This window comes from Arthrobacter sp. UYEF3 (genome assembly GCF_040546245.1).
Lineage (GTDB): Bacteria > Actinomycetota > Actinomycetes > Actinomycetales > Micrococcaceae > Arthrobacter.
Window position 1 is genome coordinate 115,675 of record NZ_JBEPNK010000009.1, and the last position, 15,556, is coordinate 131,230.

At 65.1% G+C, this 15,556-nt stretch carries 17 protein-coding genes and 1 pseudogene; 11 read left to right on the top strand and 7 right to left on the bottom strand.

Annotated features, from left to right (window positions below; all coding sequences use genetic code 11):
* Positions 1-81: 81 nt before the first annotated feature.
* From ABIB14_RS08895 to ABIB14_RS08910, 4 genes are all read left to right on the top strand, one after another.
* On the top strand, positions 82-831 hold the full coding sequence (locus ABIB14_RS08895) for a hypothetical protein (RefSeq protein ID WP_354235512.1): 750 nt from the start codon (positions 82-84) through the stop codon (positions 829-831).
* Between the two features lie 32 nt (positions 832-863).
* Positions 864-1,583: a class F sortase gene (locus ABIB14_RS08900; RefSeq protein ID WP_354235513.1), complete on the top strand. Its 720-nt coding sequence runs from the start codon at positions 864-866 to the stop codon at positions 1,581-1,583.
* Positions 1,584-1,677: 94 nt separating this feature from the next.
* The gene (locus tag ABIB14_RS08905; RefSeq protein WP_354235514.1) at positions 1,678-2,154 is read left to right on the top strand and encodes a cupredoxin domain-containing protein; all 477 of its coding nucleotides are present in this window, start codon (positions 1,678-1,680) and stop codon (positions 2,152-2,154) included.
* Positions 2,151-2,324 (top strand): hypothetical protein, encoded by a 174-nt coding sequence (locus tag ABIB14_RS08910; protein WP_354235515.1) that lies wholly within the window; start codon positions 2,151-2,153, stop codon positions 2,322-2,324. Before ABIB14_RS08905 ends, ABIB14_RS08910 begins: the two co-directional genes overlap by 4 nt.
* A gap of 382 nt (positions 2,325-2,706) precedes the next feature.
* Here the strand turns inward: ABIB14_RS08910 and ABIB14_RS08915 are convergent, their stop codons facing one another.
* Together ABIB14_RS08915 and ABIB14_RS08920 are read right to left on the bottom strand one after the other, a co-directional pair.
* Positions 2,707-3,600: an SDR family oxidoreductase gene (locus ABIB14_RS08915; protein WP_354235516.1), complete on the bottom strand. Its 894-nt coding sequence runs from the start codon at positions 3,598-3,600 to the stop codon at positions 2,707-2,709.
* Positions 3,597-4,049 carry a nuclear transport factor 2 family protein gene (locus tag ABIB14_RS08920; protein ID WP_354235517.1) on the bottom strand — a complete coding sequence of 151 codons (453 nt, stop codon included), beginning with the start codon at positions 4,047-4,049 and terminating at the stop codon, positions 3,597-3,599. The genes ABIB14_RS08915 and ABIB14_RS08920 overlap by 4 nt, the downstream gene beginning before the upstream one ends.
* Before the next feature lie 99 nt (positions 4,050-4,148).
* On the opposite strand from ABIB14_RS08920, the gene ABIB14_RS08925 reads away from it, so the two are divergent.
* The gene (locus ABIB14_RS08925) at positions 4,149-4,826 is read left to right on the top strand and encodes a TetR/AcrR family transcriptional regulator (RefSeq protein ID WP_354235518.1); all 678 of its coding nucleotides are present in this window, start codon (positions 4,149-4,151) and stop codon (positions 4,824-4,826) included.
* 676 nt (positions 4,827-5,502) lie between these two features.
* On the opposite strand, the gene ABIB14_RS08930 is transcribed toward ABIB14_RS08925, so the two are convergent.
* Positions 5,503-6,402 (bottom strand): LysR family transcriptional regulator, encoded by a 900-nt coding sequence (locus ABIB14_RS08930; protein ID WP_354235519.1) that lies wholly within the window; start codon positions 6,400-6,402, stop codon positions 5,503-5,505.
* A 128-nt stretch (positions 6,403-6,530) separates the two neighbouring features.
* Here ABIB14_RS08930 and ABIB14_RS08935 point away from each other — a divergent pair, with 128 nt between their 5' ends.
* From ABIB14_RS08935 to ABIB14_RS08960, 6 genes are all read left to right on the top strand, one after another.
* Complete coding sequence (locus ABIB14_RS08935; protein WP_354235520.1) at positions 6,531-7,982, top strand: aldehyde dehydrogenase family protein; 1,452 nt, start codon at positions 6,531-6,533, stop codon at positions 7,980-7,982.
* A 2-nt stretch (positions 7,983-7,984) separates the two neighbouring features.
* Positions 7,985-9,703, top strand: a complete 1,719-nt coding sequence (locus tag ABIB14_RS08940; RefSeq protein WP_354235521.1) for a hypothetical protein — start codon at positions 7,985-7,987, stop codon at positions 9,701-9,703.
* Positions 9,700-10,692: a membrane dipeptidase gene (locus ABIB14_RS08945; protein WP_354235522.1), complete on the top strand. Its 993-nt coding sequence runs from the start codon at positions 9,700-9,702 to the stop codon at positions 10,690-10,692. The genes ABIB14_RS08940 and ABIB14_RS08945 overlap by 4 nt, the downstream gene beginning before the upstream one ends.
* Entirely contained in the window at positions 10,685-11,425 is a 741-nt protein-coding gene (locus ABIB14_RS08950; RefSeq protein ID WP_354235523.1) for a hypothetical protein, read from the top strand. Before ABIB14_RS08945 ends, ABIB14_RS08950 begins: the two co-directional genes overlap by 8 nt.
* The gene (locus ABIB14_RS08955; protein WP_354235524.1) at positions 11,422-11,802 is read left to right on the top strand and encodes a RidA family protein; all 381 of its coding nucleotides are present in this window, start codon (positions 11,422-11,424) and stop codon (positions 11,800-11,802) included. The genes ABIB14_RS08950 and ABIB14_RS08955 overlap by 4 nt, the downstream gene beginning before the upstream one ends.
* Positions 11,803-11,901: 99 nt before the next feature.
* Positions 11,902-13,230 (top strand): MFS transporter, encoded by a 1,329-nt coding sequence (locus ABIB14_RS08960; RefSeq protein ID WP_354235525.1) that lies wholly within the window; start codon positions 11,902-11,904, stop codon positions 13,228-13,230.
* Between the two features lie 282 nt (positions 13,231-13,512).
* Here the strand turns inward: ABIB14_RS08960 and ABIB14_RS08965 are convergent, their stop codons facing one another.
* From ABIB14_RS08965 to ABIB14_RS08980, 4 genes and pseudogenes are all read right to left on the bottom strand, one after another.
* Positions 13,513-13,905 carry a VOC family protein gene (locus tag ABIB14_RS08965; RefSeq protein ID WP_354235526.1) on the bottom strand — a complete coding sequence of 131 codons (393 nt, stop codon included), beginning with the start codon at positions 13,903-13,905 and terminating at the stop codon, positions 13,513-13,515.
* Positions 13,906-14,274: 369 nt separating this feature from the next.
* A complete protein-coding gene (locus tag ABIB14_RS08970; protein WP_354235527.1) occupies positions 14,275-14,505 on the bottom strand; it encodes a 6-phosphogluconolactonase in 231 nt (76 codons plus the stop codon).
* A gap of 349 nt (positions 14,506-14,854) precedes the next feature.
* Positions 14,855-15,148: a type II toxin-antitoxin system RelE family toxin gene (locus ABIB14_RS08975; protein ID WP_354235528.1), complete on the bottom strand. Its 294-nt coding sequence runs from the start codon at positions 15,146-15,148 to the stop codon at positions 14,855-14,857.
* A pseudogene (locus tag ABIB14_RS08980) lies at positions 15,145-15,402 on the bottom strand (type II toxin-antitoxin system Phd/YefM family antitoxin); the annotation flags it as partial. The pseudogene ABIB14_RS08980 and the gene ABIB14_RS08975, both read right to left, overlap by 4 nt.
* Between the last annotated feature and the right edge of the window lie 154 nt (positions 15,403-15,556).

Below are 15,556 nucleotides of genomic sequence, written 5' to 3' on the forward strand. Positions count from 1 at the left end.
ACGTGGACCACAACGAACCATTAGTGTCACAGTCATGGGCGTGCCCATCAGGGGAGCGTTCATTCTTATCGGAGGAAACCCATGAAGAAATCAGCTTTCCTGATCGCCCCCGCCCTTGCCTTGGGCGCCCTCGCACTCTCCACCAGCCCGGCCCTCGCCGCGGACAACACGAACTATCAGGCCAACCTGGCCGCCGTCAACGGCAGCAACGCCTCCGGCACCGTCATGATCACCGTCAGCGGTGACCAGGCCACCGTCACCGAAAAGGTCTCCGGACTCGCTGCCACCTTCGGCGGCAATCCGTACCCGCACGTCCAGCACATCCACATCGGAGCAAAGGGCACCTGCCCGGACATGTCAGCGGACACCAGCAAGGACGGCGTCATCAGCACCACCGAAGGCGCCCCCTTCTACGGCGGCATCGGCACCACGTTGTCCACCAGCGGCGACACCAGCCCGGCAGCCGGCACCGACCTGAAAGTCGCCGGAATGGGCGCTTCGTACACCTACCAGCGCACCATCGCCCTCGATGCAAAGACCTCCGCCGCGCTCAAGGCCGGCACCGCCGTCGTCGTCGTCCACGGCCTGGACCCGGCCACCCTGCCCGCCGCCGCGCAAAAGGAACCCAGCGACCTCGTCCCGTCCCTGCCCCTGGCCGCCACCTCACCGGCCCTGTGCGGAACCCTGACCGCGATGCCCGCCGGGGCCCCCGGCACCGGCATCACCACCCCGGCTCCGGCCGGACCTGATCTGGGTCTCCTGGCCGCCGGCGGCGGCCTCATCCTGGCAGCCGGCGGAGCCTACGCCGTCCGTCGCCGGATGGCCGCCTAAGGCCTAGAAGACGCAGAAATTTCAGGGACCCGATGGGAACTGAGAACAGCAGCCGCCGCGGACGCTTCATCGCATCCGCGGCGGCCGCCGTGCTCCTGGCCGGCGGCATGACCACCACCGCTCTCGGGCTCCACGCCGAACCCCAGGCACCGTCCGCAACCGACACAGTATCAACCGCTGCCCCGCCTGCATTGGCGGAAGCAGGGTCCCCGCCTGCTTCAGCGGCGGAAGCAGGGTCCCCGACCGCCACGACCATACCCGCCCCCGCTGCGCCAGACGGAGCGTTGCCCGCGTCCGTGCCCGTGAAAGTCGAAGTTCCGGCCATCGGGATAAACTCAGCCCTGCTGCCGCTGGGCAAACAGGCGAACGGGGAACTTCAGACGCCCTCCGGGGAACCAGGCGCACCGGGGGCCTGGTACCGGGATTCCCCCACCCCCGGCCAGACCGGATCCTCGATCATCCTCGGCCACGTCAACACCACCACCAGCGATTTCGGACTGTTCTACCGACTCCACGAACTCACACCGGGCCAAAGCATCACCCTCACTCGCGCGGACCACACCGCAGCGGTCTTCACCGTCGACAGAGTCGACGTCTACCACAAAGCGGCCTTCCCCACCGTCGAGGTCTACAGGAACGCCGACCGCCCCGAGGTCCGCCTGATCACCTGCGGCGGCTACGACCCCGCCACCGGGGAATACCGTGACAACACCGTCGTCTACGCCCACCTGACCTCCAGCCACCCCACCTAACCACCGTCGCAGAGCCGGTTCCTGGGCGCCAGGGGCAGGCCCCCGGCCGGAAACTCCCGCATTACCGTCAGCTCCGTAAATAGGGAAGAAGACCATGAAGACGACCCATGCCCCGCAACGACTCGCCCTTGCCCTGACCTGTGCAGCCGCCCTCCTGGGTGCAAGCGCCTGCGGGACCAGCGGTACCGGGACCGGCTCAGCGCCAGCCACTTCATCAGCCACAGCAATACAGCCTGCAGCCACAGCTCCCGGCCCCACCGCAACCATGGATCACAGCGTGGGCGGCTCCCCGATGGGGTCCTCGATGGAATCCACGGGCACCGCCGCCGGGGCGACCATCCACATCAAGTCCTTCGCCTACACCGGACCAGACAGCGTCCCGGCCGGTGCGACGGTAACCGTAATGAACATGGACACCGCGGCCCACACCCTCACCGCCGACGACGGCTCCTTCGACGCCGTGGCCAAACCCGGGACCAGCGCGACGTTCACAGCCCCGGCAAAACCAGGCACGTACACCTACCACTGCACCTACCACTCCAATATGAAGGGGACCCTGACCGTCAAATGAACACGGCCAGAAGCTCCAACCGGGACCCTCTCAGGAACGATCAGGGCCGGCCCGACCCCACGGGCGGCACCGCAACGGCCTTGGTGCTGCGAGACCCGGCATCAGCCCGCCTAGTCACGGCCCTGCTCGCCGCCGGAGGCGGCCCTGCAGTCCTGCTCCTCTACCGCTAAGTCGAGGTTCCCGCCTTCGGCCTGACCTAATCCCCATCGTCGACGAGGCCGACCGGCTCACCACTACCGGACCTTCAGCACCGCGGAACCCACTTTCGTCCTGACGAACCGCTGGCAGGAACCAGTGCGCACGTCAACAGCATCACCAAAGAAGTCGCCGAGGCAGCCCGCGAAACCCTGCTCATCGGCACCTGACCGCGCCAAATATCGCCGCCAGCTATACGCCAGATACCGCAGAAAATTACAGGCGTGTGGAGGCCCGTAATGGGTCGGACGGCCGAGGGCATGTTTGGCTGCGCGCTGGACCACCGGCTAGCGGGCAGCTGGAGATCTTCTGGCTGATCACTAGGCTTCGATCGAACGGCTCCCGTAGCACGCGTGGTCAGGTCATTTTGCGCGCCTGCTCGCGGAGGAAGTCGCTGGCGGGCTTGGGGTTGATCCCCCGTTGGCGCAGGGGCTGGTCGTCCCAGGTGGCCTCCTGGAGGTCCTCGAGCAGCCCGGCGCCGAACGCGGACGCGAGGGCGTCATTTCGGCGGTCGAGCAGGCGGATTGCAAGGCGGGCGACGCGGCGCGGCATGTGCTGCACCTTCATTCGGTGATGGGTGAGTTCCGCGGCGATCGAGATGGCTTCGTTCTTGGTGAGCGGCTCGGGGCCGCCGACCTCGATCAGCGCTGGAGGATCCGGCTCGAGGGCGACCGCCGAGAGGAGAGCGGCGACGTCCTCCGTGGCCACCCAGCGCCTCTTGGTGTCACCCTTGCCGATGACTGTTGCCTTCCCGGCGGCCATGTCGAAGCGTGCCGTGGGGGCGAGGTGGACTTCCTGAAATGCGTCAGAGCGGACGATGACCGTCTGCATCGCCGAGCTGGCCAGGAGCCTCTCGATCGCCAGCTTGGCGCGCTCCAAGGGCGTGCCGATAGCCGCGTCAGCTCCAGGGAAGGACATGTAGACAAATCGGCGCACGCCCGCGGCCTCGGCCGCATTCACCAGGGAGCTCATGCCTTGCTCGTCGACGGCCCGGATGGTCGCAGGGCTTGTCCCGGCGAGGCGTCGGCTGATCGCCGTCGCCGTGGCGATCACAGTATCGAGGTCCTGACATGCAGCTTTAAGGCTGGCCGGTGCAGTGAGGTCGCCGCGCACGACTTCCGCGCCGAGCTCCCGCAACCCGGTGTCATCGCTGCTCTGCCTCACGAGGCAGCGGACGGCCTGTCCCTCTGAGCGCAGCAGCCTGGCAACGCGGCCGCCGAGGTCACCAGTGGCACCGACGACAAGAATCATGTCCGTGCTCCTCCCCAATCGGCGCCTGCGACGGCACCGACAGCCGTATTGACGTCTCCGGACTCGTGCTCGACGGGCTCGAGGTAGAACCGGACGGCGGAGAGCCGGCCCTCGCGCACGGTGAAGATCGCGACTCCGGCCTGCTCGACGGTAACGCCGTCGCGACGTGTGCCGCGGGAGGCCCACTCGACCCAGACCTCCCCATCGGGCGCCGTTACCGAGTCGCGAACTTCCAGCGTGAGATCGGGGACTCCCGCGAAGAGGGCGGACCAGTTGGACCGCACTTGGGCGCTGCCGGTGAAGCTGCGGGCGGGGTGGTTGGGGGTGATGTTGATGTAGTCGTCGGCGAACTCTGCGACCATCGCGTCGAGGTCGTGCCGGCGGGCGGCGGCAAACATGCGCCGCACGGGCCCGTCGGGGAGGCGGTCCACACCGTTAGGCGTGTCCATAATGATGACTCCTTGGTGCCTCGGTCGGGTGGAGGAGGCTCGGGTCTGCTAGATTTAGTTTCAATACAGTTAGCTGTATTGATTGGAGTTTAGGACCGCATGCCCCAACACGTCAATGCATCAGCGCCTCCCGCGCCTCCCGCGCCTCCCGCGCCTCGGCGGACCTACGACGCGCGCCGGCGCCGGGACGTCGCCGAGGAGGCGCGGCGCACGGTGCTCGCCCGGGCACGCGAGCTGTTCCTTGCACAGGGGTACGGGCCCACGACGATAGTGCAGATCGCGCGCGCGGCTGGGGTGTCTCCCGAATCGGTCTACAAGAAGTTTGGCGGCAAGCCCGGGCTCGTGCGGGCCATCCAGGAACAGAGCCTCCTAGGTGTGGGTGGGCCACCAGCGGAGCAGCGTTCCGACCTCGCGCAGCTGACCGCCACCGATTCGCTCGCACTCATGGAGCAGTTCGGTCGCTTCGCTACCGAGGTAGGCCCGCTCGAGGCCCCGATCGTCCTGCTCATCCGGGACGCGGCGGCCAGCGGCGATGCTGACATGGCGGATTTGCTGCGCGAGGTCGACGATGTCCGCTTCCGGCGCATGCTGCGCAACGCGCGGCAGATGGCGGCCCGGGGGCTCCTGCGTCCTGGCCTCAACGCCTTCGAGGCCGCTGACGTCATGTTCGCGTGCACCACCTCGGAGCTGTACGAGAGCCTCATCATGAAAAGGGGATGGTCCGCCGAGCAATACGGCACCTTCATCGCCAGGACGCTCAAGGCAAACCTGCTGTAGAAACGCTGGCGGCCGTCGTCTGCACGTAAGCCAGACCCGGGGCGGGGGGAGCGTCAAGGACGGTGCCGTTGCGATCCTCCACGGCGATCCGCGCGCGGACAGTGGACAGACACCACCCCAGGCCGCCCGGTAAAGGAAAGGGTCTGGCCAAGGTGTAGTTGACAGTTTGGGCCCGTATTTCGGCGACTGATTGAGAGGTCTCGTTCATTGTCTCGAAATCGATCGGCGTTAGCTTGAAACTCGCGGGCTTCGGCGTCACGGGCCAGTATTTGGGCGTCGTTGCGTTGGGCTGTGAGTATCAGCAGGCGGGCATTGCCGGTGCGGCAGCTGGGGCAGTGCCCGCCTATGTTGGCGTAGGGGAACGCTTCCTGGGCCCGGGGGCTCGCAGGCAGTATCGACCGGCCATGCGTGCTTTGATCATCGGGGTCTCCCCTAGTCTCCGTTGGTGATATCGACCAGCGGCAATGTTCTGCCTCCGGCGGGCGGGGGGACGATCGCTGGTTTGGCCATATCCGGGGGCGTTCGCCTTCGGTTCTGACCGTGTTGCCGAATAGGCGGCAGTAGCGCAAACTCACCTCGGCCGAGCCATGGCCCGGTGGTGCCCTACGGGCTTGGAGGGAGCTGGCTGCTGTGTCCGCCTGCTGGTGACATGCTTGGCCGGCAAGCCAGGGTTGCTTTAGGTAGCTTCCGGTGCTCCCATCGTCTGCCGGCAGGCGTCCCTGACTTTGGCGACGAGGGGTGAGTCGGTCATGTCATTGCTGCAGATCAGGCTGACGCGGGAGACGGCGTTGGTGTCTTGGATGTCCAGGTAGGCGAGGCCGGGGATGGCGAAGGCGCGGAGCGATTCCGGGACGACTGCGATGCCGAGGTGGGCGGCGACCAGCCCGAGGATGGTGGGGAACTGGACGGCCTGTTGGGCGAGCTCAAAGTCGACGTCGGCGGCATGCAGGAGTGCGGCGATGTGGTCGAAGAGCCGCGAGATCCGGTTACGCGGGAAGGCAATGAACTTCTCTCCGTCTAGGTTCCTTAGTCCAACGGCTCCTCGACCCGCCAGGGGGTGGTCTGTCGCGACGGCGACCACTAGGCGTTCATTTTGCAAAAGCGTGGTGGTGAGTCCGGGCACGTTCCGGACTTCCCTTGCAATGCCGGCGTCCAGGGCGCCGGCGGTGATGAGCTCGATCTGCGCGTCGGTGGTTTCCTCGCGGAGCTCGAGGTCGATGCCTGGCCATTGGGACCGGAGTTCCCGGACTACGGGCGGAAGGGCCGAAATCGCCGCCGAGGAGACGAAGCCCAGACGCAGCTTGCCGATTTCGCCGTCGCGGGCCTGCCGGAGGGCAGCTGTCATGGCTGCATGCTGGCTGAGAAGTTTCCTGGCATGCGTCAGGAGTAGTTCGCCGTCGGCGGTGAGCTGGACGTTGCGGGAGTTGCGCACGAACAGCTGGGTCTTGCACTCCTCTTCGAGTTTGCGGATCTGCTGGCTCAGCGGCGGCTGGGCCATGTGCAGCCGCTCGGCGGCCCGGTTGAAGTGCAGTTCTTCGGCCACTGCGACGAAAAGCTCCAGGCGACGAAGGTTCATACGAACAAGACTAAGTCAGTATTGATGGGAGTCAAATAGATACTTCAGTGCGGCGGGTTTCGGGTTTACCTTGGATGGTGAGGACAGTCACAGATCAACAAACACTAAGAGGTTCGAGAATGCCCGTCATGACCAAGCCCGTCAGCAGCTTCATCAACGGTAGTTGGGTTGAAGGGACCGGGGACACCACGTCCCGGTTCAACCCGTCGGCAACGGAGGAGGCAGTTACCACCTATCACCAGGCCGGTTCCGAAGAGTTGGCGCAGGCGATCCAGGCGGCTACCGACGCCGCACCCGCATGGGACAAGCTGGGGATTCTGGCCCGCGGCCGGATCCTGTCCTCTGCCGCTGCACTGATCCGGGAACGGGCCGATGAAATCGCCCGGGTCATGACGGCCGAACACGGTAAGACGCTGGCGGAATCCAGGATGGAGGTCGACGCCTCTGCCGACACGTTCGACTACCACGCAGGCTCGGCTCGAAACCCGATCGGCACCGAATATCCGTCCAGCCACCCCGATGAGCGGATCCTGACCGTGCGGCGGCCGCTGGGAATCGTCGGTGTGATCACGCCGTGGAATTTCCCGTTGCAGATCCCGGCTTGGAAGATCGCACCGGCACTGCTGCACGGTAATACGGTGGTGTGGAAGTCCGCCAGCAACACCCCCGGAGTGTCCGTCCTGCTAATGGACATCCTGGCCGCTGCAGGTGTTCCGGCCGGTGTCGCGAACCTGCTCCTTGGGCCCGGTCCGCTGGGTTCCGAACTCGTGTCCCACCCGTCAGTGGCCGGTGTGACGTTCACCGGATCGGTTCCGGTGGGCCACCACATCCGCGGGATTGTCTGCGGCCGCGGCGCAAAACTGCAGATGGAACTCGGCGGACACAACGCCACCCTCGTCCTGCCCGATGCCGACGTCGAACTGGCCGCGTCCAGCGCCGTCAACGCCGCGATGGGTTCCACCGGCCAGAAGTGCACGGCCACCCGGCGGATCATCCTCGTCGGCGACGGGCACGAGCCATTCCTGGCCAAGGTGAAGGAGAAAGTCTCTGCCCTTGTCCTGGGCCCGGGCACTGACCCGTCGGTGCAGATTGGCCCCGTAGTTTCCGGCTCCGCCCGCGATGAAATTAATGCCGCGATCGAGACGGCCATTTCTGAAGGCGGGGAAATTCTGGCCCAGGCTGCTGCTCCCGCCGCGGAAGGGCACTACGTCCTGCCAACCGTGCTGACCGGGCCGGCGTCGATGACGATCTGCCGCGAAGAGGTCTTCGGGCCCGTGGTCACCGTCCTCCGCGCCGCAACACTGGACGAAGCCATCGCCTTGGCCAACAACACCGACTTCGGCCTCACGGCCGCGGTCTTTACCAGCGATGAGCGTGCCGCCCGGCAGTGTGTGACCTATCTGGACGCCGGCCTTGTGAAGGTCAATGCGCCCTCGACCGGTTCCGAACTGCATGCCCCCTTCGGCGGGATGAAGGATTCAACCTTCGCCGGTCCCCGGGAGCAGAACAGTACCGTCGCCGCGGCATTTTTTACCCACGAAAAGACTGCTTATCTCCGTCTGGCACCAGCGAAGGCATGATCATGACACTGCAGGATGAACGAACCGCACACGGGCTCCGGTCCCCGGGGGACGTGCTCTCCGGCGCCGACATGAACGGGGCTTGGGCCACCCGGCACAGCTTTGCCCGCACCATGCTCCGCCGCGCCGCAGCTCGGGGATGGTCCGTGTCCAGGACCCGTCTGGATCTGGACGCCGATGCCCGGGGCACCGCCGTATATACCGTGAACGCCGAAGGCCGGCAGCTGACTTTCATCGCTTTTTGCCGCTCCTTGGAGGAAAGCGAACGCACCGATCGGGTCATCGCGGATGCCTGGGACGTGACCGCGGCCCTCATTGAAGGGGACCTCACACCGGAGCGCGAAGCCGAACTGCGGCGCAATGTCCCGGTCCAGGAGCGCGGCCGGGTCGATCCGGAAACCATCATCCTGACCCGGGCGAACCGCAGCGCCCGCTTTTTTGACTACGTCAGCGATTGCCTGGCCGCCGGGTGCCAGCCCGACGTCGAGATCATCGGGCCCAGCCCGTACCTGATCCGTAGCACTGCGTTCTACGGCAACGGAAAATTCGGGCTCAAGGAATTCGCGGACATCCCCGCCGACCACCCCCTGGCCGTCCCGTACCGGTCCCAGATGCTCACCGCCTGGCTGTTGCGGGAATTGAGCATGGACATGGTTGAACACGTCGCCGCCGCTAAAGCCTCCGCGGCCGGAACCACCGCGGCACCCCTGGACCCGGCGTGGGGCAAATATTTAGGACTGGGCAACGCCACCGGACTGGGCATGGTCCCGTTCGTGATCAACCACCCGGCATATCTGGATGCCTGGTGCCTGCTGCGGGAACTTCCGCTCGCCGCCGGGCTCAACCGGGACTACGCGCCCAGCGATCCGGATCTTGCCCGCGTCGCGGAACTCCTCGCTCAGGCTGAGCTCCACCTCGAAGAGAAACACGCCCTCAAGACCGCCCCGTTCCTGCCGACCGATGCGATCAGGCCCCAGCTCCGGCAGCTCCGGTCCGAACTGCAGACCCACATGGCCACGGCGACGGAGCCGGCAGCGGTTCTGTCCCGCCTGCACGAGACGGCCGCACACCTCAGCCCGGAGGCCCGGGGAATCTTTGCCTCCATCGTTATTGAACTCCGGACCGACTTCGACGACGATGCCGAATCCCTTCTCAGAGTCGATGGAGCCGCACCGTTCGACGCGGCGATGCGCTGCTGGGAACTGAAACAGTTGCTGGAGACCAATTACGCCTGGGCGCGCGGCTACGACTTCACCAATCCGGAGAGGACGGGCTATTACTGGTTCTCCTCCGCAGCCAACGAAGAACCCCGCCGTGCATTGCGGGCATCACGGACCGCCGGGAGCGCCGAGCACTGCACAGACATCGCCCGCCGCATCAACGCCCTCACCGCGGATCTGGAACGGTTTCCGGCACATCGGAGCATCGCGGATTTCCTGCTGACTTACCCCGGGCACCGGTTCGCCGCGTCCCGGGTCCAGCAGACCCGCCCCTTCCTTTACGGGGAGCTTCAGGACAACCTCATCGACGGCGAATTCCTGCCCCTGAGCACCCAGCGTTTTCAGCTGGCCACGTACGGAATGAACAACTTCAGTCCCCAGTCCACCGACTGGCTGCGGGTGACCTTGTTCAGCGGAGCCCCCCGCGCGGTGGACATCAACGGCGGAACAGACCAGGACGACTGGCTCTTCCCGACAGCGCCGAAGGAGCCTGAACAATGAGCCTGCACTCGCAGCTGACCGTCGTGGACGGACTGCAAATCAGCAACTGGAGCCGCCCCGTACTGGAAGAACTGCGTACCGGCGGTGTCAGCGCAGTCAACGCGACCTGCGCCGTCTGGGAAAACGCCGCGGACACCCTCCGGTCCGTCGGTGAGTGGCTGGACCTCGTCAACCACAACCCGGACCTTGCATTCCTGGCCTCAACCGGTGCAGACATTGAAACCGCGAAGCAGCAAAACAAGATCGCGGTGTTCCTCGGGTTCCAGAACGCCAGCCCCTTCGAAGACGATTACCGCTACGTTGAGCTCTTCCACCGGCTCGGGGTCCGGATCGCGCAACTGACCTACAACAACCAGAATCTGATCGGCGGCGGCTGCTTCGAAGCCGATGATTCCGGTCTGACCCGCTACGGGCGGGTGATTGTGGAAGAGATGAACCGGGTGGGCATGCTCATCGACCTCTCCCACGTCGGATACCGGACCAGCCGCGACGCCATCGAAGCGTCCTCGACGCCGGTCTCCGTCACCCATTCCAATCCGCTCTGGTTCTTTGACACCCCTCGGAATAAACCCCACGACGTCATCCAGCCCCTCGTGGACCGCGGCGGCGTCATCGGCTGCTGCCTCTATCCCACGGTCAGCGGCGGTGAACACGTCACCATCGAAAGCTTCTGCACCATGGTGGCACGCATGGTGGACCAGTACGGGCCCGGCAGTATCGGGATCGGCAGCGACTGCACCCGCGGCTGGGACCAGGAATTCGTCGGCTGGCTCCGCAACGGCCGCTGGCAACCCACCGACCCGGAGAATGCTCCCACCTGGCCCCTCTGGCCGGACTGGTTCACCGGACCCCAGGACTTCCCCCGGCTCACCGACGGCCTCGCAGCAGCCGGACTCACCGACCAAACCATCGCCGCCGTGATGGGCGGCAACTGGGCCCGGCTGTTCACCCACGTCATGGACACCACGAAGGAACACGCACATGTCTGACACCATCACCGGACCGGCCCCCGCCCGGACGCAGAACGACCGCTTCATCGCCGTCCAGCCCCGCGAAATCAAAGAGGCGGCCTTCCGATCCCTTTGCGCGGCCGGCGCGGACCCCCTCGAAGCCCAGGAAGGGGCCCTCGCAGTCCTCCGCGCCGAAGCCGAAGAACACGCCGGCCTGCGACTCCTCGAAGAGTTGCTGGACGCGGACTGGACCGCACCCGCCCGCCCGACAGCAGCCAGTGTCACCGCTTGGGTGGGAGGCACCCTGCGCGAGCTGGAATCCGCGGGCCAACCGCCCCTGCGGACCGCGCTCCAACTCCTCGACCTCGCCGGCGACGGCCCGGACGAGGAAGTCTCCGTGACCCGTGCACCGGAGACCCGCATCCCGGGACTGCTCTGGAATGACCTGGTGCTCAGGCGCACCGCCTCCCTGGGCCGCCGGATCACCATCGCCACGGCCCTTGACTGCGCCGCACCCGACACCGACCACGCCACCGATTACCTCACTGTCCGGGACGGGGTCCTTTCGACCACGCAATTCCTGGCATCGGAGGCGGTCGCGGCCCACCTGCCGGAAAGAAGCGGGCACAGCACCGTCGTCACGGTGCTGCCCGAACCGGCCCATCCGGACCCAGCATCAACCAACATCCCGCCCAAACCCCTGGAAGTGTGTGAAGAAGAATGGCAGACCATGTACCAGCTGTCCCGGAAGTACCTGGTGCCGGACGCATGAGCGCCATCACCCGGACCCAGTTCACCGACGGCAAACCCCGGCCGTACTCCGCCTCCGCAGCAGCCGGCGGCATCCTTTACCTGTGCGGGCAGATACCGGCCCGGGAAGACGGCACCGTCCCGGCCGGCATCGCGGGCCAGGTAGCCCAGGCCTTCGACAACCTCGAAGCCGCCCTCACACAGGCAGGATCCAGCTTGTCCCACTTGCTCAAGCTCACGGTCTTCCTGGCCGACCTTGACGAATTTGATGACTACAACGCCGCCTACCTCACCAGGCTCAGCGGCCACCCCCTGCCTCCCAGGACCACCGTGCAGGTTGCCCGGTTCAGGGGCGAGAAACGCATCGAGATCGATGCGGTCGCAACCGTAACAGCCTGACCGACCACGGCCACGGATCTGTTGGGTTACCAACGTCGCTTTCCCTCCTCCCAGATCGGAACCACCATGCTTTCCCACGCACCAGCACCTGCACCTCAAATGACCATCGATTCAGCGCCGCTGAACTCCTTCCACAAACGCCTCACCCTCTTCAGCTCAGGCGGCCCGTTCCTCGACGGCTACATCCTGGCCATCATCGGCATCGCCCTGGTCCAGATCATCCCGGCGTGGCAGATGAATGACTGGTGGAACGGCCTCATCGGCGCCTCTGCCCTGATCGGCGTCTTCCTCGGTGGACTGATCTTCGGCAACATCACCGACAAAATCGGGCGCAAGCTCATGTACACCATCGACCTCATGGCCATCATCGTCTTCTCGGTGGCACAGTTCTTTGTCCAGGAAGCCTGGCAGCTGTTCACCCTGCGGCTGCTCATCGGCATCGCCGTCGGAGCCGACTACCCCATCGCGACCTCCCTGGTGGCCGAATTTGTCCCCAAGAACTGGCGTGCCCGGCTCCTGGGCGGGCTGAACGCCATGTGGTTCGTCGGCGCCACCGTCGCCGCGTTCGTCGGCTACTGGCTCCTCTCCTTCGATGACGGGTGGCGCTGGATGCTGCTCTCCTCAGCTGTTCCCGCCGTCCTGATCCTCATCGCTCGAGCCACGATCCCCGAATCCCCGCACTGGCTCGTCGGCAAGGGCCGCCACCAGGAGGCCTTGGAGATCCTGAAGAAAACTATCGGCGAGGGCGCTACCCTGGACGGCATTACCGCCCACGATCCCAACGCGGCCAAACTCAGCACCGGCCAGGCCTTCAAACTGGTCCTGACCGGCGGCTACCTGCACCGGGTCGTGTTCATCTCCATCTTCTGGACCTGCACCATCGTGACCCTGTTCTCCATCTACGCCTTCGGACCCCAGATCCTGGCCTTGTTCAACCTCCAGTCCGGCGACGAAGCCAACATCGGCTACGGGCTGATCAACCTATTCTTCCTCGTCGGCAACGTCGTCGCCCTCCTCGTCGTGGATAAGCTCGGCCGCCGGCCCGTCCTGATCTGGGGCTTCGTCCTCTCCGGTGTTGGGCTGCTGTTCCTGGCGCTCTTCCCGACCGCACCCCTGGGCCTGATCGCACTCGCTTTCGCCTTCTACGCCATCTTCAACGGCGGCCCCTCGATCTTGGAATGGATCTACCCCAACGAACTCTTCCCCACTAAAGTCCGGGCCACCGCCGTCGGTCTCTGCACCGGAACCAGCCGCATCGGCGCCGCCATCGGCACGTTCGCCACACCGCTGGCATTGTCGCACCTAGGGCTCTCCGGCACCATGTGGATCGCCGCGGGCATCGCCCTCCTCGGAGCCGCAGCCAGCTACTTCATGGCACCCGAAACCAAAGGCCAGAACCTCGAAGAAGCAGCCGCTCTCCACGCCTGACACCGCTACCCACCCACCGCAGCGGGAGCACCCGTCCCTTCGGGGATGAGGGCTCCCGCCACGGCGTACGGCGCCTCCACCGCATCCGTGTCCGTGTCCGTGTCCGAAAGAATGCCAGCCGGCAGGGGTGGGCTGCCGCCGGCAACAGCGATGGCCAACTTCAAGTCCCAAAACCAGCCGCTACCCGCGGCCGCTAACCCAAAAAGAAACCAACCGGCTGATGCTCACATCCTTGACACACCTCAGAAGGAGCGATCGCCGGATTGCAGGACGCTCATTTGGCTAGCCTGCGGGTAGGAAAAATTCCAGAGCGATTCCGTCTGGATCCTTGAAACTCAGGGCCGTCCCGTAGGAGGCCTCGACCAACCCGCTGTGCTCGACGCCAATTTCTTCGAGATGGTCGAGCCACTCGAGCAATCCCGTTCGATCTTGTACCGCGAATCCGATGTGGTCGAGGCCGGGATTTTTTTCATCGAAGTCTTTTGCCGAACTGATGGCATGCTGGGTCAGCCCCAGGGTGAGTCCGTCGGCGAGGGCGAAGATCCGGCGTATGAACGGGCCGTCGGCCATATACCCCGCGGGATCGGTTTGCCAGAGTCGAGAATAGAAGGCAGTACTGACGATGATGTCCCTCACGGTCAGCGCCAAATGGTCAATATGCGGCAGAGCGGGCATGAGTGTCCTAGGGGTAGTTTTCGGTAGCAAACCTCTGCCAATCTACGGCATCTCAAAACAGAGTTCATGATGTGACTGGTACGCGCTTCCGGACCAACCCGGCCGCCAGCCCCGGCCCAACGTGCGTCTGCGCCCCCTCAGGCGCCGGATGCAAGAGGCATCAGGGGACTGGTTACGGCCGCTTCCAGCCTCCGCTAAAAATCGCCAAACGCATCGCTAAACCGACACTTCAAGCTGTGATTTACCCGCCATTCCCGGCACACGCTTTTTCCTTGGTGCAGCACGAAAAAAGCGTCCCAAAAACATCCCTGTGCCACTTGTGCCATCTTTCCTTGTGAGGGTCTTGATCCGGGTCCGGGAGGCCAGCGATCACATGGGTTCATTGAAGCCGACGTGGCCGTCCGTGCCGATGCCCAGGATCTGGATGTCCACCCCGCCCGCGGCCGCAATGCGGGCCTCGTACTGCGCAGCCTCGACCTCAGGGTCCTTCGCCATCCCGTCCAGCCCGTGCACGGTGTCGGCCTTGAAGTCTACGCTGTCGGTGAATTCGTCGCGGATTACCGAGTGGTGGGACTGTGGGTGCGTCCTGGGCATGCCCACATATTCGTCCAGAAGGAAGGCCTGTGCTTGGCTGAAGCTCAGCCCGCCGTTCCGGTGCCGCTCGATGAGTCCTGGTACGTGCCAAGCGGGGTTTACCCGGTCGCGAGACCAAGAACGGACAGGCCCCGCCGGACCTGCTGTTCGATGACGTCCGCAGCCGCGCGGGCTACGTCGGCAGGAGTGGCAAGATGATGATTTCCATACGGTGTTAATGCCTTTCGGTTGCCATCGCCCCTGTGATGGGCGTACGGCGCGGTCACTGGGCGCCCCGGTCTTTTAGCCGATATGGACCTTTCGTCGCCATGGGGAGCGGCCGTCCAACGGCAACAGATTTCCTCGAAGAGTTCGGTTAGCGCGGTTTGTAGACGTCGGACCGGTGTTCGATGCGGTGGACGTATAGGGTGTGCTCTTCAATGTCCAGGGTGAACAGCACCCGGTAGTCGCCACGCCGGGCGGTGCGGAGTCCGAGGATTTCGTTGGTGAGGGGCTTGCTCAGCCGGTGGGGGTTGTCGCCAAGTGGGCCGGTAACGAATTCGACGATCGCTGCCGCTGCTTTCTCCGGCACCCGCCGGAAACCCTTCATCGCCGGGCAGGTGACCTCAACGTTCCACGGTGCCGTATCGGCGGAATCTGCGCCGGTCACCGCGGAGGCAGACCGAATTCACTGCGGAGGTCAGCGCCGCTGGTCGTGTTGCCGGCGACTATGACGCTCCGGGCCTGGCCCAGGTCTTCGCGGATACCCGGCTGCGACAGCCAGTGGATGGTTTCCTGCAGGGATTCCAGGTCGTCGGCTGACATCAGCACGGCTGACGGGTGGTGCCCATGCCGGGTGATCTGGATAATCTCGTGCGTCGTGTCTGCTTCCTCCACGAGGGCGGACAGCTTGTCCTTGGCTTCGCTGAGCGGTACTCTCCCCCACCATGTTTTTTACCTGCTGGCGGAGCATCGCGTAGCTGTGAATATTGGCTTCCAAGGAGGCCACGTGTGGTGCGGGTCAGAGCCACCTCCCTAAACCACGGATCGTGTCGTTCAGAGCCACGGTTGGTGTGGT